An 18461-nucleotide genomic window follows, 5' to 3' on the forward strand; every position below is an offset into this window, starting at 1 on the left:
GTGTGATGGGCCGCAAGCAGTTTAAGATGTTAGGTTCACAACCGAAACTTTTCCTGATGCATCTATCCATTAGGCCAGCAGGCGAATTAACACCCTGCGGGAACACCACTTTGTGCCTCGGCGAACAGAGTGATCCCAAAACTTAGCCCTTCCCTGCTGCGTTGCCTATGTTCCATGACTTGCTGTGTGCTAACCTTTGCCTGTTCTATATTTATTCTTAACCAATATTTCGCACTTTTGTGAAACTATACTAGCATGTAGCTCTAATTAAAAGTATAGTTTACTGTTAATTGGTATCTGAAACGCACGATCGCTCCATGACTGAAAATTACCTGTTACTCAACGATAAGAAATTTTACTATGACGAGATTGCCAACTACTCCTTTCGCGAGAGTATTCCGCTTAATGGGTACGAAACTAAAACACTTGAATTCTGCCGGAACTGGCTGAACGGCCTTCAGGAGTTCCCTATCCAAACCTCTGGTTCGACAGGGGTGCCAAAAACCATAAACCTCACCCGTAAACAAATGGAGGACAGTGGCCGGCGCACGATCAACCTCCTGAAATTAAAGGCAGGCGATTGTACGCTGGTGTGCCTGAATACCGAGTACATTGCCGGCATGATGATGCTGGTGCGGGGGTTTCTCGCGAACCTCAGGATGCTTATCGTCGAGCCGGTCAGCAATCCTTTGTCGCTGGTGCCCTCTGATGAGAAAGTTGATTTCGCTTCTTTTGTGCCGATGCAATTACAAACCATGTTGCAGGAAACGCCGGAAGTAATGCCGCAACTTAATGGAATGAAAGGAATTTTGGTGGGTGGCGCGCCGGTTAGTCCTACGCTGCAGCGCTTGCTACAAGTTCTACAGGCCCCGGTGTACCATACCTACGGCATGACGGAAACTGCCTCGCACATTGCACTCCGCCGCTTAAACGGCGCTGATGCTGCGGAATATTACCAGGTGTTGGAACCGATTAAAATAGGACAGGATAAACGTGGCTGCCTTACCATCGCCGGCGACGTAACCAATCGGGAAATACTGGTCACCAACGACATCGTGGAGTTGCTTACCCCCAAGCGCTTCCGCTGGATAGGCCGGATCGACAATACCATCAATACCGGGGGGCTGAAGGTGCAGATCGAAAAAGTGGAGCTGGCCATTGCAACGGCATTCGCTGCCTTGCCCGATGATCCCCCTCGGTTTTTTATAGCGCCACAGCCCGATGAGCTTCTGGGAGAGCGTATTGTGCTTGTATTGGAAGGACCCCTGTTTTCAAGTGAAAAAGAAGCCGCATTTTTCGCCTCTTTAAAGGGGCTTTTGCGGAAGTTTGAGGTACCCCGCCAAATATATGCCATTCGCTCATTCGTAGAAACCGCGACAGGCAAAATTTCCAGGAAAAGAACGTTGCAAAAATTGGGTCTTTATAGCGGTTAAAACCATAAAATATAACGGCAGGCGCCTGCACCCGTAAAAGGGAACTTACTAAATGCAGAACTTTTATGCGGAATTTATGCAAGGGTGCTGGCACCCTTTTTCTTTTACTGACATTTACCGGTTGCAAAAGCAGCCTCTTCACAGCCAAGGCGCCCGTGGAGTTAGAGCAGGCCTGGGCGACTGACAATACACTCCGAACACCGGAATCCACGCTTTATGATGCGCAGCGAAACATCATTTATGTCTCTAACATCAACAAAATGTCGGGCAATAAAAAAGATGGCGATGGCTTTATCTCCAAGCTGGGTAATAACGGAGAGGTAACGGAATTGTACTGGGTATCCGGCTTAAACGACCCTAAAGGCATGGCGCTGTACAACAATGTGCTCTATGTGGCAGATGTGAACGAGATTGTGGCCATCTCAACTCAGACCGGCGCAGTGTTAGGGCGTTACGAAGCAGAAAACGCCAGGTTCCTGAACGATGTAGCCGTGGATAATTCTGGTACCGTATACGTAACTGACTCCGAGCAGAAGCGCATTTACCAGTTGCGTAACGGCAGGGTGAGCACCTGGATGGAAAACACAGACCGCGAAAAACCGAACGGGATCTTAATCGACGGCAAGCGGCTGATCGTAGCCTTCATGAGCAGCGGTGACGTGCGCTTCCTGGATCCGGAAACGAAGAACTGGACCAACTGGGCTGAAGGCATCAAATCTGCGGATGGCATTGCAGAGTTGGGCACAGGCGAATACCTGGTTTCCAGCTGGGACGGGGAAGTATACTTTGTAAACAGCGAAGGGAAAAAATGGCGTGTACTGGATACAAAGGATAAGAAAGTAAACGCTGCGGATATCAGTTACGCGGATCGGTTGGGGTTATTGCTTGTGCCCACGTTCAACGACAATCGCGTAGTGGCTTACAGGCTCTCGCGGCGATAAACAGCATTTTATTTCCTGTTTATTTAGAAGTAACACGTTAAAGCGATACAGCGGGACAGGCCCGTATCCGCTGCATCGCTTTAATTTTTATGTCCCTATAAATGAAACAGCTTCCTACACTCCATATCTTGAACGGCGACGCCTCACTGCCCGCTTTCAAGGCAGCAGGCTTGCCCGGCGCACTGCTTGTCTGGCGCGAGATATTATCTGAAGGACCCGCAATCGCCTCTGTTCCGACAACAGAATTCTGGCAAAGACGGGAAGAGTTCATTACATCCACTTATCAGGAAAGCGCCGCCCAATACAAGATCAAAGTGCTGGATGAACTACCGAAGCTCAACGAAACAGGCTCGTTCTTTGAAGTCATCCTCTGGTTCGACGAGGACCTGATGTGCCAGGTAAACCTTTTATACTTACTCCAGAAGCTGCATAGTACTAAACCAAATTTAGTATCGGTTTGCACCCCAGCAGAAGGCAAGAACATCGCGCATTTAAATCAGAAAGAACTGCTTCAGCTATTCGAGTCGCGGGTACAAATGACAGTTTCACAATTAGCACAGGCACAGGAACTATGGGAACTTTATGGCGGCCCTAACCCGCTCCACCTACAGCTATACTTGCAGCAGCGCAAGGTTTTACTCCCACAATTACAGCAGGCACTGAATTTCTTCTTCAAGCGCTTCCCGGATTGCCATACAGGTTTAAGCCATCCGGAGAGCGTTATACTGGAGCTGATCGCGAACGGTGCTGAGAGCCCGGCAGAACTGATGCGTCATTTTTGGGAAACGCAACCGGCGTACGGCTTTGCAGATTATCAGCTGATGGAAATCCTGCACCGACTGCAACCTGACCTGGTGCAAGGGCGGGAAGCCTTACGCTTAAGTTTTTTCGGGGAGCGCGTGATGCAGGGCCTGGCCACAGCTACGCCCAAACCGCGGTGGCTGGCCGGCACCAAAATAGCAGGATCAAACCAAATTTGTTTTAACAAGGGAACGGGAGAATTGAAGGCTTTAGGAAACAGCAGGTAAAACTGGCCCCAAATATGCAATAGCAGGGTTATACGTAAACTTTACCCTGAAACAATGAGAATCATACAAAAACACGCTAAAGCATTTATGGCCAGTCTTCCCCTGGTCGCTTTGTTTTTAACTGCCTCCGCGCAGACCAACCCAATGCCAGACCAAAAGAAGGAGCATATCCTGGTGGCGGCTGAACATTCCATTGCAGGTGAACCCAAACTGGAAACACTGTCCGGCATTAACCTGCGTCCGGTTCAAAAAGGCACTTTCCAGCTTGATTTTTCACAGGATTTAAAAGAGAATGCCATGCTTCGGATTACAAACGCTGCAGGCAGAATGGTGTTCCAAAAACCGATCAGCATTGCTGCCAACAAAAAGGCCTGGCGTTTTAACGTTGGCAAACTTCAGCCGAGCATCTACCTGGTCGAGATTAAAACAAGCGACACAACTTACTGGACAAAATTCAAGATAGGAGACTGATATGAGCAGCTCTGGCTAATTGCTGGATGGCTTACTCCTTAAACTGTACTCCAATTTCGCACCAGATGGTAGAGAATGCCTGCGGCTAGTTTGGATGTTCTGTTGTCGGGGTCAAAAGCCGGGTTGAGTTCTGCCACATCCACACTAAGCAATTTACCGCTCTCTATAACTACTTTAAGCAACTCCAAAACTACTTCCGGTTCCAGGCCCAGCGCGTTTACGGCGCTAACGCCTGGGGCATGGCCTGCGGCAAATACGTCCAGGTCAATGGTGAGGTATAGTTTGTCTACCTGGTTTAAGAAGGCATGTAGGTTCTGCTTTAACTGTGGCAGTTTCAATAGGCGCACATTTTCGGCTTCGGTATAGTTAACGTGCAGTTTAGCTGCTGTCTGGAATAGTATTTGGGTGTTTCCGTACTCCTGTAGCCCCAAAACATTGTACAGGAACGGCTGCTGTTGCGCTTTAAGCTTATCCGCGATCTGGAGAAAAGGAGTTCCTGAACTGGGTTGGAGCGCGTAGCTTCTCAGATCAAAGTGCGCGTCAAAATTAAGGATGCCCAGCTTTTGCTTGCCAATGGCTTTCTCTAAGCCCAGAAAATGCCCGAAAGCGATTTCGTGACCTCCGCCCAGCACCAGGGGCCGGAAGCCGTGCTGCAGCAGCAGGGAGATTTTTTTTCCTAGTTGTTCCTGGGCTTCCTCCAGGTGCTGGTCCGTGCACAACACATCCCCGGCATCAAAAAGCTGTATATGCCCGGGCAAATGAAAGGCGAAGGAGGCCATGGCCGCTCGTAAGGCCGCCGGACCGGCAGCCGCCCCTGCCCTGCCCTGGTTTCGCCGAACCCCCTCATCGCAGCAAAAGCCCAGGAACGCAAACGCTCCTGCTCCATCCGGAACATTAATGATCTCCTCTGAAAGGTTGATCAGCTGCACTGCCTGGTGCCACCGGAGCCCCAGTTCCCCGTCCTGCGTATCTACCCTGCCTTTCCAGGCTGCTTTCGTGCTTGGTTTATACATGGTGCAAGGGGTTAATGAGCTGCAAGCGCCTTGCCTTTTTTCCAGATCCTGGCGGGCTTAACTTTCCCCTGGAAGTATAAAATTTCTTTATAGTCCGATGTTGGGAAGGCGATCATATCTGCCAGCTGCCCTTTCATGAGCTTGCCCCTGTCGGATAAGTTTAGGGCCCGGGCCGCGCGGCAGGTGATGCCGGCCAGGGTTTCGGCGGTGGTCAATTTCTCGGAAGCACCCAGCAAGGCGGCCTGCAGTAATAGATCGCCCATGGGGGCAGAGCCGGGATTCCAATCTGTGGCAATGGCCACACAGAGCCCGTTGTCAAGCATTTCCCTTGCCTGGGCATAGTGCATGCCCAGGCCCAGCGTGGCGCCGGGCAATACCGTAGCCACAACCGCTGCCTCGCGCAGGGCCGTGTATTCCGCTTCTCCGCTGGCCTCCAGGTGGTCGGCGCTCACCGCGCCGACTGTGGCCGCTACTTTACTGCCGCCCCGGCTAAACTGGTCGGCATGCACCGTAATTTCAAAGCCCATTTTCTGCGCTTCCAGTAGGTAATCCGTAGCTTCTTCTTCGGTAAAGGCTGAATCTTCTATAAAAATATCCACCCGTCTGGCCAGTTGCTGCTCTTTCACCATCGGCAAAAGATCTTTCAGAACATCAGAGAGGTATTTCTTGGAATCCGTGTACTCGGGCGCACGCATGTGAGCAGCCAGGCAGGTAGGGACCAGGTCGAGGGGGTGGTGCTTGTTCACCAGCTGGATAGCCTCCAGCATCTTGATCTCATCCTCCACGGTCAGTCCATAACCGCTTTTTACCTCACAGGTCGTTACACCTTCCTTCAAATGCCGGTCACACCTTTTTTTCAACAGGTCCACCAGTTCGATCAGCGTGGCCTCACGCGTTTTGCGCACACTGTCCAGAATGCCGCCACCGCTGTGGGCAATCTCCAGGTATGATTTTCCTGCTACCCGCAAGGCGTAATCGTTGGCCCTGGAACCGGCAAAACAAATATGGGTATGGGCATCTATTAATCCCGGAAGCAGTACCATGGGGCTGTCAATGGTTTCCAGCTGATAGTCATACTTCTCCGCTTCCTGCATCAGCTTGACATAATCCCCTACTTTCACGATTATTTCACCCTGCACCAGCACCCCTGCCTGCTCCAGCACCTGCAACTGATTGTCGGCAATAGGTCCGGCGTCCGGCAAATGCGCCATGGTAAGCAGTTGCGTGAAGGGGCCGATCAACGTATGTTTTGCAATGTCCTGGTTCATTCTTGAAGTAGTTCTTTTAAGTTTATCTCCTGCATGACACAGTTTCTATCTACGCGCTTTGGCTCGCAGGGATGACGCCTGACAACAATTCAACTGCCGTTAACTTCCAAAACGAAGTATGCATGCTAGTCCTTCGTTTTGCACACGGACCGGGCTAGACATAGCGTGTTTATAATTCCAGGCCGAATTTCTCAGCATTCTCCTGCGCGCTTTCGTAGCCGGCGTCTGCGTGACGGAAAATACCCATGGCCGGATCGTTGTAGAGCACGCGGCTCAGGCAGCGATCGGCGCGCTCGGTGCCATCGGCCACGATCACCATGCCCGCATGCTGCGAGTAACCGATGCCTACGCCGCCCCCATGGTGGAAGGAAACCCAGGTAGCGCCGCCGGCAGTGTTGGACATCAGGTTGAGCAAGGGCCAGTCCGAAACGGCATCCGAGCCATCCAGCATGCCTTCAGTTTCGCGGTAAGGCGAGGCCACAGAACCGCAGTCGAGGTGATCCCTGCCAATGACGATCGGTGCCTTCACTTTTCCCTCCCGAACCAGTTTATTGAATAGCAGTCCGGCTTTCTCCCGTTCGCCCATCCCCAGCCAGCAAATACGGCAAGGCAAACCCTGGAATGCTACTTTTTCCTCCGCCTCATTCAGCCACCGGATCATGTGCGCATTCTCGGGGAAAAGCTCCTTCAGGGCCGCATCCGTAACTTTAATATCTTCCGGGTCGCCGGACAGTGCAGCCCAACGAAACGGGCCTTTGCCCTCGCAGAAAAGGGGACGCATGTATTCGGGCACAAACCCGGGTATGCGGAAAGCGTTCTCCTCGCCCCCCTGCCTTGCGAATTCACGCAGGTTGTTTCCGTAGTCAAAGGTGCGGCTGCCGCGGCGCATCAGCTCCAGCATAAAGCCTACATGGCGAGCCATACTTTTCAGGGCCATGTCCTTATGCTTTTGAGGGTCTTTTTCGCGTAGCTTCCGGGCTTCATCCAGCGTAATGCCGTTGGGCACGTACCCATTGATCGGGTCATGGGCAGAGGTCTGGTCGGTCAGGATATCAGGGGTAATATTATCCTGCACCAGGCGCTCCAGTACATCTCCTATGTCGCCTACCAGGCCAATGGAAACAGCCTTACCCTTTTCTTTCGCTTCCAGGGCCCAGGCAATAGCTTCTTCATAGCTATGGGTCATCCTATCGATGTACCGGGTTTCCAGGCGTTTTTTAATCCGCTCCGGATCCACGTCCACTCCCAAAAACGTGGCGCCGGCCATAGTTGCGGCAAGTGGCTGCGCTCCCCCCATACCTCCCAGTCCGCCCGTCACGAGCAGCTTGTGCCGCAAATCGCCGTTAAAGTGAATCCTGCCGCAGGCGGCAAAGGTTTCGTAGGTGCCCTGCAGAATGCCCTGCGTGCCGATATAGATCCAGCTGCCCGCCGTCATCTGCCCGTACATCATCAGGCCACGCTCGCGCAGTTCGTTAAAATGTTCCCAGGTGGCCCAATGCGGCACCAGGTTGCTGTTGGCAATAAGCACACGGGGTGCCTCGGCATGCGTGCGCACTTTCCCAACCGGTTTCCCCGACTGAACCAGCAGACTCTCATCCGCCTCCAATGTCAGCAGTACTTCGATTATTTTCCGGGCATCGGCCACGGTACGGGCTGCCTGCCCGATACCCCCATATACCACCAGGCGGCTGGGGTCTTCAGCAACCTCGTCTGTCAGGTTGTTTAGGAACATGCGCAGGGCGGCTTCCGTTTGCCAGTTCAGGGCATTCAGTTGCGTGCCTGTGGGCGGGATATACGTAGGATGGTTGGCGTATTTCTGGATAAACTCCGCGACAGATAAACCTGATCTGTCCTGGGTTTGGCTGGATGACATCTTCATAGTGGTAGGTTATCGAAACTAATTGATTCAATATTCTGAAAAATTAAGCAGAAAGGACAGGATTTTTCAGCTTAATTTAGCTTTCTGAAGCCATTTTAAAGTTAACAGCATAAAAAACCGGTTATGTTTCACCTCCCCCTCTCCTCTATCCGGCAGCAGTTCGGCGACATCGACATTTACCTGTTCGACCAGCTTCTGAAAGGCAGGATCACCAAAGGCATGCAGCTTCTGGATGCCGGCTGTGGCAATAGCCGGAACATTACATACCTGATGCAGGCCGGTGTACAGGTATTCGGTGCGGATCGTTCTGCCGAAGCCATCGCAGCGGCACAAAGTATGGCAAAGGCTGTTGCGCCTACCCTGCCAACGAAAAACTTTGTGGTGGCTGACCTGGCCTCGCTGCCCTTTAAAACAGCGGCATTCGATGTGGTGGTATGCAGTGCCGTGCTGCATTTCGCTCGTGATGAAGCTCATTTTAAAAGTATGGTGCAGCAGCTGTGGCGCGTGCTGAAAAAAGAAGGGATGCTGTTCTGCCGCCTCAGTACAACCATAGGCCTGGAGGGGAAACTACCGCAGGTGCTGGGGTGGCATTACCAGATGCCGCACGGGCCGGTTTGGTTTCTGGCCGATGAAGCTTTGTTAAAACATATGGAGCTGGAAATGAATGCCGAACGGCTGGAGCCGCTCAAAACTGTTGTAGTGGAACAGGAACGGAGCATGACAACCTGGGTACTGCGCAAAGGCTAGCTGAAAGCCTTTATCAATCTGTTCGGCTGGGTACCTCTACTTTACACAGACTGGCAGGCAATCCACTGACTCCGGGTTTCACAGAGAAAAGGCTGCCGCTCTGGGGGTATTTTTCTAATTGCTCCTGACTGAGGCCTTCGCGGGCGGTGGTAATGAAAAGCGTGTCCAGGAGCTTTCCCCCGAAGGCGCAGGAGGTCGTGTTGGGGGCCGGCACGTTCACGAACTGCAGCAATTTGCCGGTTTCCGGATCGTACTGCGCCACCCTGCCCGCTCCGTGCAATGCCACCCAAAGCTTGCCTGTCCGGTCCAGCGTCATGCCGTCCGGCATGCCATCTGCCTCCGGAATGGTAATGATGGTTCGCCCTTTGCTGATCTCCCCGGTTTGCCTGTTATAAGCAAAGGCTTTTATCTGGTGCGTGGGGGTGTCGGTAAAGTACATGGTGCGTTGATCCCCTGACCAGACTATCCCGTTTGAGATGGTGAGGTTACGCAGCGCCACCTCCTGGCTGCCATCCACGTTCACTCGAAATAGTTTTGCCGCACCCTGCCGTGTATCCAAAGCCATGGTGCCTACCCAGAACCTCCCCTCCGGGTCGCACTTTCCATCGTTGAAGCGGATATCCCTTTCCTGGATCGGGTTGCAGAGAAAAGTCAGGTCACCGGTTTCCAGGTTTACCTGATGAATGCCATTTTGCAGGGCGGCCAGGGCATAACCGGAAACCTGAGCTGGCACCACCGTCCCGATTCTTGCGCCAACGTCCAGCACTTTGTCTGTTCCTTTTTCCGGATCATACACATGCAGCGACTTGCCTTCAATATCCACCCACAGCAACACGTTTTGCTCCGGATGCCAGATGGCGCCTTCTCCCAGCCTGGCCTCCGCTTTTAGTTCCAGCATTGCTTGCAGGCATTTTGTGTTCGATCGTTCTGGCAAGCCTGGTTTATTTTTTATGCAGCGAAAGTATGTAGCGTGCCATGGTACGGGCATCTTCCTGGCTGATATCGGGGTGGGGCGTCATAGGCACCTGCCCCCAAACGCCTGCACCCCCCTTTATGATTTTACCAGCCAGGTAGTCCACGTTTTTGTCGTTGAAGGCATACTTTGCCGCCACGTCCTGATAAGCGGGGCCTACCAATTTTTCGTTTATCTTGTGGCACGAGAGGCAGTCAGAAAAGGAGATTAGCTTTTCTCCCTGTGCATAGTTGTCTTCCTGCAAAAGCGTGGTGGCGCTGTCCTGCATGTCGTTCACGCCGGCAGCGGCCCCGATCTTCGTTTGCGCCACAGGCCCATCATCCGCTTCCGTGGCGGCCTCAGTTTTGTTCTGGTCATAATAGTCATCGTATTCCGACTGATTTCCCCCACATGCCGCCAGTAAAAGGGCGCTGCTCAGAAAGGTAATGGCTTGTATTTTTTTCATAGATGCGGGATTTTAGGGTTTTGATTAGCTATACGGAAAGTTCGGCAAGGCGTCGTGGTAAACGTACGCCTGAAAGATTAGAAGGGCAAAAAGGCTTAAATTTTCTATCTTACAGCATCTTGTGTCTTAACCAACCTCATAATATGACCTCATCCGCTCTTAAATACCTGTGCTTGTTGCTTCTGCCGCTTTTCATAACGATGGCTACCTTGGCGCAGCAGCTGCCAACCATTGCCGATAAAACAACAGGCATGAAAAAATACCCCGGCTACCTGACGTTTTACTACGATGATGAAACCGGGAAAATCTGGCTGGAGATTGACAAGCTGAACCAGGAGTTGCTGTATGTTAATTCGTTGCCGGCAGGTTTGGGCTCTAACGACATCGGCCTGGACCGCGGGCAACTGGGCGGGGAACGCGTGGTGTACTTTAACAGGCAAGGGCCTAAAGTGATGCTGGTACAGCCCAACCTCGCGTATCGGGCCATCACCGACAATGCCAACGAACGGCGTGCGGTGGAGGAGTCGTTTGCGCAATCTATACTTTGGGGCTTTAAGGCCGAGGCTGCCGAGGGGAACAAGGTACTGGTAGATGCCACTGATTTTCTGCTGCGCGATGCCCATGATGTGGCCGGAAGTATAAAGCGCAGCAAACAAGGCAACTACAGACCGGATGCCAGCCGTTCGGCGCTTTATTTACCGCGCACTAAAAACTACCCGAAGAACACGGAGTTTGAGGCCACCCTGACCTTTACCGGCGGCGAGGACGCCGGACGTTTTGTACGGGAGGTGGCCCCCGATGCGCAGGCTATTACCCTCCGGCAGCACCACTCCTTTATCGAGTTGCCCGACAAGGGCTTTGAGCCGCGCGAAATGGATCCGCGTTCCGGTTTTTTCGGCATTTCTTACCTCGATTACGCCACGCCGGTAAATGAGAACATCGACCGCCATTTTATCGCGCGCCACCGCCTGCAGAAAAAAGACCCTACCGCCAAGGTATCCGAGCCCGTGAAACCAATCGTTTATTATGTGGACAACGGCGCGCCGGAGCCTATCCGGACGGCCCTGCTGGAGGGAGCCCGCTGGTGGAACCAGGCCTTTGAGGCGGCCGGGTACAAAAATGCTTTTAGGGTAGAGATACTCCCCGATTCCGCTGACCCGATGGACGTGCGTTACAACGTTATTCAGTGGGTGCACCGCAGCACCCGCGGCTGGTCTTACGGCGCCTCGGTGGTAGACCCGCGCACCGGGGAGATCATTAAAGGCCATGTATCGTTAGGCTCGCTGCGCGTGCGCCAGGATTACCTGATTGCGGAGGGTTTGCTGGCGCCTTACAAAGACGGAAAGCCCGAGGACAAAGCCATGATGGAGATGGCCCTGGCGCGCATCCGGCAGCTGGCGGCGCACGAAACGGGCCACACCCTGGGCATCATGCACAACTATGCCGCCAACAACAACGCCTCCGTTATGGATTACCCGCACCCGCAGGTCAAGCTGGACCGCACCGGCAACATCGACCTCAGCAAGGCCTATGCCGCTGGCATCGGCGACTGGGATAAAGTGGCCATCGCCTACGGTTACCAGGACTTCCCGCAAGGAGCGAATCAAAAAAAGGGGCTGGAGGAGATTCTGGCAAAGAGCCGCGTAGACGGCCTACTGTTCATTTCTGACCGCGATGCCCGCGCGCCGGGTGGCGCGCACCCGGTGGCACACCTGTGGGATAACGGTAAAAGCGCTGCCGATGAGTTGCAGCATGTGTTGCGCGTGCGGGAGAAGGCGCTGGAGAATTTCTCGGAAAACAACATTAAGCCCGGTGCGGCCATGAGCACCCTGGAAGATGTGCTGGTGCCCATCTACAACTACCACCGGTACCAAACCGAGGCTGCGGCCAAGCTGGTGGGGGGCGTGAATTACACCTACGCCGTGCGCGGCGACAAGCAGCTGGTTACGGAAGTTGTGCCGCGGGCCGAACAGCAAAAGGCGCTGGACGCGCTGCTGAAGACTATCTCGCCGGAAGTACTCACGTTGCCGGAGCACATCATCGCCCTGATTCCTCCGCGCGCTCCGGGACTGCGCACCAGCCGCGAGCTATTCGAGAAACGCACCGGCCTCACGTTCGATCCCCTGGCCGCCGCCGAGGCATCCGCCGATTTCACACTCTCTTTTCTGCTGCACCCCGAACGCGCCTCTCGCCTGGTGGAGCTGGGAGCCCGTGGCAATAGCCTGAGCCTGCAGAGTGTACTGGAGCAAATGGTTGACAAAACCTGGAAAAGCCGCCGCGAGAAAGGGCTGCAGGAAGTCGTGCAGCTGCAAACAGAGCAACTGATCCTGACGCACCTGCTGGCGCTGGCCCATGACGAAGATGCCTCTTACCAGGCACGGGCACAGGCTACTGCCTCCCTCCAGGACCTCGAAACCTACATCAAAACCAGGTTACGCACCAACAAGCAGGGCGCTTACCATGCGCATCTTGCCTTTGCACTGGAGCGCTTACAAAACCCGCACGCTGAAGAAGTAAAACCAGGCCGTTCACTAGCGCTTCCGCCAGGCTCGCCCATTGGCAGCGGTGAGATTCTAGGATGTGATTAAACAGGAACAGAAACAGAAACGCATGTAAGTGAGAAGGCCTGTGCCTAGAATATAAAAACAGGGCTTTTCACTTACCTGTTATATTTGCTGAGTTCCTGCGCATTCAGGCCTTCGAGGTAGGGCTCTAAGATTGCCAGTGCCGGAGCGCCTTTTTTAAACGTGCTATACACCTGCACCTTCTCCCCCGCCCAGTGCTCCACAAAAGTACCATGCAGGGCATACAAGGTTACTTCCCACTGGTTACACCTGCGTCGGGCAAGCCAGATGCCGTCCTGGGCCAACGACTCCACCTGGCTCTGGAAAGGGAGTTTGTCAAATAAGGAATATTCCTGCATACGCTAAAAACCGGTTGTAATTGATGGAAGTACGCATTATAAGCCATACAATACGTTGCAGCTGACGTTTGGGTGCTTATTTATAATTATGATAGAGCCCGATAAGTTTCTTTGTTTCCTAGTAAAGGAGAGGTTCTGCTACTCCCTGCGAACCAGCCCTTATACTTAAACCTAACATACAGTGCTATTTTAAACTAATATGAAACAAAAAGCAAACAAAATGGCGTTGTTGGCGTGATAGGGAATGCGCCAGGCATTAACTGGACCAACCCTATGGCAAGCAGCGACAAAGAAACGAAGATTGTGGTGTTCGACCTGAACGGCACGTTCTATAACAAAAGCTCTAAAGACGCGTTTTTCAGATTCCTGCTCACTAAAAAACCTGGCAGATTTACGTACATTTTTCAGATGACCTATTACAAGGTCTTGCGGAAAATGCACCAGATCCGGAAAACAGAGTTCAAGGAAAACTTCTTCAATTACCTGGATGACCTGACACCTGAGCAGGTGGAAAAATATGCTATGGAATTCTGGCAAGCGGAATTCCCTGTTAATTTTAATAAACAACTGCAAGGCCGCTTCAGTGACCTGAAGAAACAAGGGGTGCAGATTTATTGCGCCACTGGAGGACTGGAACTGTATGTAAAGCCTTTGTTCGCCCTGTACCCCATCGATGGCTTTGCAGGCACCATGGTAAAGTATGAGGACAATACGTATAAAGTGATTGGCAAGGCTTGCAAAGACGATGAAAAGCTAGAGCGGCTGGAAAAGCTTTTAAAGGGAAAGCCCTACAAGATAATTGAGGCGTATTCTGATAGCAAGGAGGCGATTCTGGACAAGGCTGACAAAGCCTTTTTAGTGAAAGATGGAACAATAACCCCCTATCAAGGTTAAATAAAGGCATGCCTCTTCCCGCTACAGGTGAACCCCAGCCAGCTAAGCTCACACATGAGTTCCGCATCGCAATAGTAAAACACCCCGGGGCATCTTTAACTCCCCCTCCGTCAGAATAGGTAAATCAGCTGCTTTGCAGTACTTTTGGGGCTCAAAGTGTTTATAATTAAAGTGCACCACGGGGCGTTTATGGAATTTACCTTCCCAAAAAAACTCCGCCAAAAGCACCAGCACCCTATGGAACCGATCAGACTGAACAAATATTTAAGTGACGCTGGCATCTGCTCCCGCCGGGAGGCAGACAAGCTGATAGAGCAAGGGCGGGTGATGTTGAACGGCAAGCGCCCGGAGATCGGGGCAAAGGTGTCGGCAAAGGACAAAGTGCAGGTGGATGGCAGCACGGTGCAGGTGGATGCCGTGGATCCGGTGTACTTGCTCCTTAACAAACCCGCCGGTATCGAGACCACAACCGACACTTCGCAGCGCGACAATATCATCAGGTTCACCAATTACCCGGAACGCATTTTCCCGGTTGGTCGCCTGGACAAGGACTCCGAAGGACTCATTATCCTGACCAACGACGGGGATATCGTGAACAAGATCCTGCGGGCAGGCAACCGGCACGAGAAGGAGTACGTGGTGATGGTAGACAAGCCGATCAACCAGGATTTTGTGGAGAAAATGAGCAGCGGAGTGGCCATACTGGGGGTGAACACCAAAAAATGCAAGGTTACGCAGGAAGGGGTTAACCGTTTCCGTATTGTGCTCACACAGGGCATGAACCGCCAGATTCGGCGCATGTGCGAAGCACTGGGCTACGAGGTCCAAACCCTGCAACGCACCCGCATCATGCACCTTACTCTGACCAAAATTCCCCTGGGGCAGTGGCGCAACATGACAGACACGGAAGTGGCAGAGCTGCAGCGGCTGGTTGCGGGCTCAACCAAGACCGAGGAGGCTTCGGTAAGTAAGAAAAGAGCACTAGGCGGAGAATCTTCAGCACCCGCCCAAACCAACAAGCCCAGGCCCCGCAGCAGCGGCGGCTTAGAAGGCGGCAAGCCCAGCCGCGCCGGGGGAACAGCGAAAAGGGGCAAAAGCGCCGCCGCCGGCAAAAGCAACAAACCAAAGGCAGCTTCCTCAGCGAGAGGCTCACGGGGTGCCTCGAAAGGCGGCCCCAAAGGATCTGCAGGCAAAGGACGCAGGAAATAAACTGCAGCCCTGCTCCTACACCTTTGAGATAGGAAGGGTAGTTCCTGTCAATTTCGTAACTTTAACACCATACTTATAAACGCAGCAGGGAAGCGTGATTTACCTGATTGCGTTACAACACCATCATGGAACCAAAGCGATTAAACAAATTTATAAGTGACACAGGTTTCTGTTCCAGGCGCGAGGCGGACCGGCTCATTGAAGAAGGCCGGGTGACCGTGAACGGCAAAGAACCCGAGCCCGGCACCCGGGTTACCCCCAAAGACAGGATCCGGATTGACGACCAGACCCTGACCGTTCGGGATGAGGCGCCCGTGTTCCTGGTCCTGAACAAGCCAGCGGCCATGTCGGCCACGGCAGACATGGGGGTGCGCGACAATGTGGTACGTGCCATTAACCACCCCGCTTCGCTGCAGCCCGTTGGCCGTCTGGACCGGGATGACGAGGGGGTACTGTTGCTCAGCAACGACGGGGACTTTGTGCGGCTGCTGACCAAGGCCGACAGCAAGCTGGAAAAGGAGTTGATCGTGACCGTCAGCAAGCCTTTCTCCTCAGAGTTCATCTCCAAGATCAGCCAGGCTTCGGCCTCTTTCGAGGATGGGGTACCGAAGAAAGCCACCGTGCACAAAGAGTCCTCGACGCGCTTTCGGATTGTTCTGGAGCCAGGCATGAACCATAGCATAAAAAAGCTGTGCGAGTCGTTGGGCTACACAGTCACATTTATGCAGCGCATCCGAATTCAGGGCATTACCCTTACCAAGCTGCAGAAAGGGCACTGGCGCACCCTCACCGCTACCGAGATCGAGTCGTTAAAGCAGGTTGCTTCGGCAAGGCCTGCCAAGCCAATAGCCCGAGCCAAATCGGATTCCAGGGAATTTACAGCGCGTGGCCTCCGGGACAGCCAAACTGCTGAGAGAAACACCACCGCCAGAAGCGGCACTGCAAAAGCAGGAAAATCTGCCGGGTCAGCCCAGGGAGGCCCTGGCATGCGGGTAGGCAAGTCGAGGCCAAAACAAACGGCCACAGACAAATCGAAAGGCAGCAGAGGAGGCGTAAAAAGCACCGGTAAACCAGGAACTGGAAAAGCCGGCCTGAAAGGTGGCGCCAAAAAAAGCAGCCCGTCCCGAGGTAGTTCCTCCAAACGAGCCGGATAAGTAAACCGAGACATGTGCTACATTAAAGCGCCGCTGCAGGTATGACTGCAGCGGCGCTTTGACTTTGTTGCTACATTGTAACGGCTAGTGGTCACATTGCCACGCATCTACGTGTGCATTGGTGCGTTACTTTACCCTTCCCAGGTTCCCATTTTTCCTTGCTGGTAATCGCGGAAAGCCTCCTCTATTTCCTGTTCAGTGTTCATTACAAAAGGGCCATGCGATACCACGGGTTCGTTAAACGGGTGGGCGTGGCCGAAAAGGATGTAGCTATCTTCCTGCGCTGTTACCTTTATCTCCTCTCCTTCGTTGGTAAATTCCACCAGGTGCAGCTTCGGTGCCGTTTCGCCGTTTACCGTAACGGCACCGCGCACCACGTAGAAAAAGATATTGCGCTCGGCCGCTACGCGGGTGCTAAAGCTGCCGCCATCCTGCAAGCTGATACTGGCCATGTGGATGTCGCTTAGGGAGGGAATTGGCCCCTGGGTTTCTCCCCAGTTTCCGGACACGACATGCACCTGCACTTTGCCATTATCTTCTAACACGGTGGGGATTTTATCTTTCTGAAGTCCCACGTATTTGGGCTGGGTCATTTTATACTTGGCCGGGAGGTTAAACCACAACTGCAAGATCTCAAGCGGCCCTCCCTCCCTCTTAAACTTCTCCGACGAAACCTCCGCATGGATCAGACCGGAACCTGCCGTCATCCACTGCACGCCTCCCGCCTCGATCACATCTTTGCCACCCCCGGTATCCTGGTGCGTAATGTCGCCCTCCAGAATAAAAGTAAGGGTTTCGAAGCCCCGGTGCGGGTGCGGGCCAAAAGGCAGCCCACGGTTGCCCGGTTTATAGACCTGGGGTCCGTGATGATTCAGGAAAAGGAAGGGATCGATGTACGAAACCTCGCGGGTTGGCAGGGCCCTGTACGTGACCAGGTCATCCATGGGTGCATTCACTGCTTTATGTATTTTCTTAATTTTTCGCATGTAAGTATATTTTTAATGTACGTACACTAATCTACGCATTCCCTGTTAAGTTCACAAAAAAAAATCCACGCTTATACTTTCACTCATACTAACTTAGTCCTATAAAATAAACCACCTTTACCTGTTCCAAAGTAAGCCTCGCGCTGTTTTACCCAAAAAGGCTCGAGGACAGGTAGCGGTCTCCCCGGTCACAGATAATGCAGACGACAACCCCAGTCTCCAAGTTCTCTATCAGCCTGGTGGCCACGTGCACGGCACCGCCGCTGCTCATACCGGCAAAGATGCCTTCCTCGCGGGCCAGCCTGCGGGTCATGGCAGTGGCCTCCGCCTGGCTCACATCCAGGGTGGTGTCTACCCGATCCGCCTCGAAAATTTTGGGAAGGTATGCTTTTGGCCAGCGCCGTATACCCGGAATCTGGGAACCCTCCACAGGCTGTGCTCCCACAATCTGCACATTGGGGTTTTGTGCTTTCAGGTACCGCGACACCCCCATGATGGTGCCGGTGGTGCCCATCGAGGATACAAAGTGCGTGACGGAACCGGCAGTGTCGCGCCATATTTCGGGGCCGGTGGTACGCACATGCGCCAGGTAATTGTCGGGGTTTCCAAACTGGTTCAGCACCAGGTAGCCTCCCTTCCCCACCTTCTCGGCAACAAAATCAATGGCCCCTTCCATCGACCTGTCGGCTGGCGTAAGTATAACCTTAGCCCCATAAGCCTCCATGGTCTGCACACGCTCTTTAGTGGCGCTTGCCGGCATCACCAGTTCGATCTCCACCTCAAAAAGCCGTGCGATCATGGCTAGCGCAATACCGGTGTTACCACTTGTGGCTTCAATCAGCTTCATGCCCGGTTTAAGGTCGCCCCGGTCCAGGGCGCCTTTTATCATACTATAGGCAGCGCGGTCTTTTACACTTCCGCCCGGGTTGTGGCCCTCCAGTTTTCCGTAAAGCTTGATGCCAGGCCGGGTATTGATATGCTTTAGCTCTACCAAAGGGGTATTCCCAATAAAATCGAGTACAGTTGCCATGTGTGTCTATAGGTGGAAATAAAGACAAAACCAGTAAAAATTACGCCGGGTTTTAGCCCGGCATAAT

At 53.2% G+C, this 18461-nt stretch carries 17 protein-coding genes; 9 read left to right on the forward strand and 8 right to left on the reverse strand.

Features of this window, described 5'->3' with window-relative positions; genetic code table 11:
• Positions 1–317 precede the first annotated feature (317 nt).
• From AC4BAN_RS00675 to AC4BAN_RS00690, 4 genes are all read left to right on the forward strand, one after another.
• The gene (locus AC4BAN_RS00675) at positions 318–1433 is read left to right on the forward strand and encodes an AMP-binding protein (RefSeq protein ID WP_490562429.1); all 1116 of its coding nucleotides are present in this window, start codon (positions 318–320) and stop codon (positions 1431–1433) included.
• Between the two features lie 65 nt (positions 1434–1498).
• The gene (locus tag AC4BAN_RS00680; protein ID WP_490562430.1) at positions 1499–2374 is read left to right on the forward strand and encodes an NHL repeat-containing protein; all 876 of its coding nucleotides are present in this window, start codon (positions 1499–1501) and stop codon (positions 2372–2374) included.
• Between the two features lie 101 nt (positions 2375–2475).
• On the forward strand, positions 2476–3402 hold the full coding sequence (locus tag AC4BAN_RS00685; protein WP_490562431.1) for a DUF1835 domain-containing protein: 927 nt from the start codon (positions 2476–2478) through the stop codon (positions 3400–3402).
• Between the two features lie 54 nt (positions 3403–3456).
• Positions 3457–3873 (forward strand): T9SS type A sorting domain-containing protein, encoded by a 417-nt coding sequence (locus AC4BAN_RS00690; protein ID WP_490562432.1) that lies wholly within the window; start codon positions 3457–3459, stop codon positions 3871–3873.
• Positions 3874–3911: 38 nt separating this feature from the next.
• Here AC4BAN_RS00690 and hutG read toward each other — a convergent pair whose 3' ends face one another.
• The 3 genes from hutG to hutU all read right to left on the reverse strand — a co-directional run bounded on the left by hutG (position 3912) and on the right by hutU (position 8033).
• A complete protein-coding gene (gene hutG, locus AC4BAN_RS00695; RefSeq protein ID WP_490562433.1) occupies positions 3912–4886 on the reverse strand; it encodes a formimidoylglutamase in 975 nt (324 codons plus the stop codon).
• Between the two features lie 11 nt (positions 4887–4897).
• Positions 4898–6154: an imidazolonepropionase gene (hutI, locus tag AC4BAN_RS00700; RefSeq protein ID WP_490562434.1), complete on the reverse strand. Its 1257-nt coding sequence runs from the start codon at positions 6152–6154 to the stop codon at positions 4898–4900.
• A gap of 169 nt (positions 6155–6323) precedes the next feature.
• On the reverse strand, positions 6324–8033 hold the full coding sequence (gene hutU, locus AC4BAN_RS00705) for a urocanate hydratase (protein ID WP_490562435.1): 1710 nt from the start codon (positions 8031–8033) through the stop codon (positions 6324–6326).
• Between the two features lie 123 nt (positions 8034–8156).
• On the opposite strand from hutU, the gene AC4BAN_RS00710 reads away from it, so the two are divergent.
• Positions 8157–8780 (forward strand): class I SAM-dependent methyltransferase, encoded by a 624-nt coding sequence (locus tag AC4BAN_RS00710; protein ID WP_490562436.1) that lies wholly within the window; start codon positions 8157–8159, stop codon positions 8778–8780.
• Positions 8781–8793: 13 nt separating this feature from the next.
• Here AC4BAN_RS00710 and AC4BAN_RS00715 read toward each other — a convergent pair whose 3' ends face one another.
• Positions 8794–9678 (reverse strand): SMP-30/gluconolactonase/LRE family protein, encoded by an 885-nt coding sequence (locus tag AC4BAN_RS00715; protein ID WP_490562437.1) that lies wholly within the window; start codon positions 9676–9678, stop codon positions 8794–8796.
• Positions 9679–9721: 43 nt separating this feature from the next.
• Positions 9722–10198, reverse strand: coding sequence for a c-type cytochrome (locus AC4BAN_RS00720; protein WP_490562438.1), 477 nt, complete (start codon positions 10196–10198; stop codon positions 9722–9724).
• A gap of 143 nt (positions 10199–10341) precedes the next feature.
• Between AC4BAN_RS00720 and AC4BAN_RS00725 the strand changes: the two genes are divergently transcribed.
• Positions 10342–12786 (forward strand): zinc-dependent metalloprotease, encoded by a 2445-nt coding sequence (locus tag AC4BAN_RS00725; RefSeq protein ID WP_490562439.1) that lies wholly within the window; start codon positions 10342–10344, stop codon positions 12784–12786.
• Between the two features lie 71 nt (positions 12787–12857).
• On the opposite strand, the gene AC4BAN_RS00730 is transcribed toward AC4BAN_RS00725, so the two are convergent.
• Complete coding sequence (locus tag AC4BAN_RS00730; RefSeq protein ID WP_490562440.1) at positions 12858–13121, reverse strand: hypothetical protein; 264 nt, start codon at positions 13119–13121, stop codon at positions 12858–12860.
• 273 nt (positions 13122–13394) lie between these two features.
• Here AC4BAN_RS00730 and AC4BAN_RS00735 point away from each other — a divergent pair, with 273 nt between their 5' ends.
• The 3 genes from AC4BAN_RS00735 to AC4BAN_RS00745 all read left to right on the forward strand — a co-directional run bounded on the left by AC4BAN_RS00735 (position 13395) and on the right by AC4BAN_RS00745 (position 16378).
• On the forward strand, positions 13395–14015 hold the full coding sequence (locus tag AC4BAN_RS00735) for an HAD family hydrolase (RefSeq protein WP_490562441.1): 621 nt from the start codon (positions 13395–13397) through the stop codon (positions 14013–14015).
• 237 nt (positions 14016–14252) lie between these two features.
• Positions 14253–15224, forward strand: coding sequence for a 23S rRNA pseudouridine(2604) synthase RluF (gene rluF, locus AC4BAN_RS00740; protein WP_490562442.1), 972 nt, complete (start codon positions 14253–14255; stop codon positions 15222–15224).
• A 125-nt stretch (positions 15225–15349) separates the two neighbouring features.
• Positions 15350–16378 carry a pseudouridine synthase gene (locus tag AC4BAN_RS00745; RefSeq protein ID WP_490562443.1) on the forward strand — a complete coding sequence of 343 codons (1029 nt, stop codon included), beginning with the start codon at positions 15350–15352 and terminating at the stop codon, positions 16376–16378.
• A 131-nt stretch (positions 16379–16509) separates the two neighbouring features.
• Here the strand turns inward: AC4BAN_RS00745 and AC4BAN_RS00750 are convergent, their stop codons facing one another.
• Both AC4BAN_RS00750 and cysM read right to left on the reverse strand, forming a co-directional pair.
• Complete coding sequence (locus tag AC4BAN_RS00750; protein ID WP_490562444.1) at positions 16510–17364, reverse strand: pirin family protein; 855 nt, start codon at positions 17362–17364, stop codon at positions 16510–16512.
• Positions 17365–17512: 148 nt separating this feature from the next.
• Positions 17513–18394: a cysteine synthase CysM gene (cysM, locus tag AC4BAN_RS00755; RefSeq protein WP_490562445.1), complete on the reverse strand. Its 882-nt coding sequence runs from the start codon at positions 18392–18394 to the stop codon at positions 17513–17515.
• Positions 18395–18461: the final 67 nt, after the last annotated feature.

Source organism: Pontibacter sp. GD13 (assembly GCF_058216355.1).

Excerpts from the sequence above, each read along its gene's own strand:
- AC4BAN_RS00675 (WP_490562429.1), top strand. The coding sequence starts at position 318 with ATGACTGAAAATTACCTGTTACTCAACGATAAGAAATTTTACTATGAC.
- AC4BAN_RS00680 (WP_490562430.1), top strand. The coding sequence starts at position 1,499 with ATGCGGAATTTATGCAAGGGTGCTGGCACCCTTTTTCTTTTACTGACA.
- AC4BAN_RS00685 (WP_490562431.1), top strand. The coding sequence starts at position 2,476 with ATGAAACAGCTTCCTACACTCCATATCTTGAACGGCGACGCCTCACTG.
- AC4BAN_RS00690 (WP_490562432.1), top strand. The coding sequence starts at position 3,457 with ATGAGAATCATACAAAAACACGCTAAAGCATTTATGGCCAGTCTTCCC.
- hutG (WP_490562433.1), bottom strand. The coding sequence starts at position 4,886 with ATGTATAAACCAAGCACGAAAGCAGCCTGGAAAGGCAGGGTAGATACG.
- hutI (WP_490562434.1), bottom strand. The coding sequence starts at position 6,154 with ATGAACCAGGACATTGCAAAACATACGTTGATCGGCCCCTTCACGCAA.
- hutU (WP_490562435.1), bottom strand. The coding sequence starts at position 8,033 with ATGAAGATGTCATCCAGCCAAACCCAGGACAGATCAGGTTTATCTGTC.
- AC4BAN_RS00710 (WP_490562436.1), top strand. The coding sequence starts at position 8,157 with ATGTTTCACCTCCCCCTCTCCTCTATCCGGCAGCAGTTCGGCGACATC.
- AC4BAN_RS00715 (WP_490562437.1), bottom strand. The coding sequence starts at position 9,678 with ATGCTGGAACTAAAAGCGGAGGCCAGGCTGGGAGAAGGCGCCATCTGG.
- AC4BAN_RS00720 (WP_490562438.1), bottom strand. The coding sequence starts at position 10,198 with ATGAAAAAAATACAAGCCATTACCTTTCTGAGCAGCGCCCTTTTACTG.
- AC4BAN_RS00725 (WP_490562439.1), top strand. The coding sequence starts at position 10,342 with ATGACCTCATCCGCTCTTAAATACCTGTGCTTGTTGCTTCTGCCGCTT.
- AC4BAN_RS00730 (WP_490562440.1), bottom strand. The coding sequence starts at position 13,121 with ATGCAGGAATATTCCTTATTTGACAAACTCCCTTTCCAGAGCCAGGTG.
- AC4BAN_RS00735 (WP_490562441.1), top strand. The coding sequence starts at position 13,395 with ATGGCAAGCAGCGACAAAGAAACGAAGATTGTGGTGTTCGACCTGAAC.
- rluF (WP_490562442.1), top strand. The coding sequence starts at position 14,253 with ATGGAACCGATCAGACTGAACAAATATTTAAGTGACGCTGGCATCTGC.
- AC4BAN_RS00745 (WP_490562443.1), top strand. The coding sequence starts at position 15,350 with ATGGAACCAAAGCGATTAAACAAATTTATAAGTGACACAGGTTTCTGT.
- AC4BAN_RS00750 (WP_490562444.1), bottom strand. The coding sequence starts at position 17,364 with ATGCGAAAAATTAAGAAAATACATAAAGCAGTGAATGCACCCATGGAT.
- cysM (WP_490562445.1), bottom strand. The coding sequence starts at position 18,394 with ATGGCAACTGTACTCGATTTTATTGGGAATACCCCTTTGGTAGAGCTA.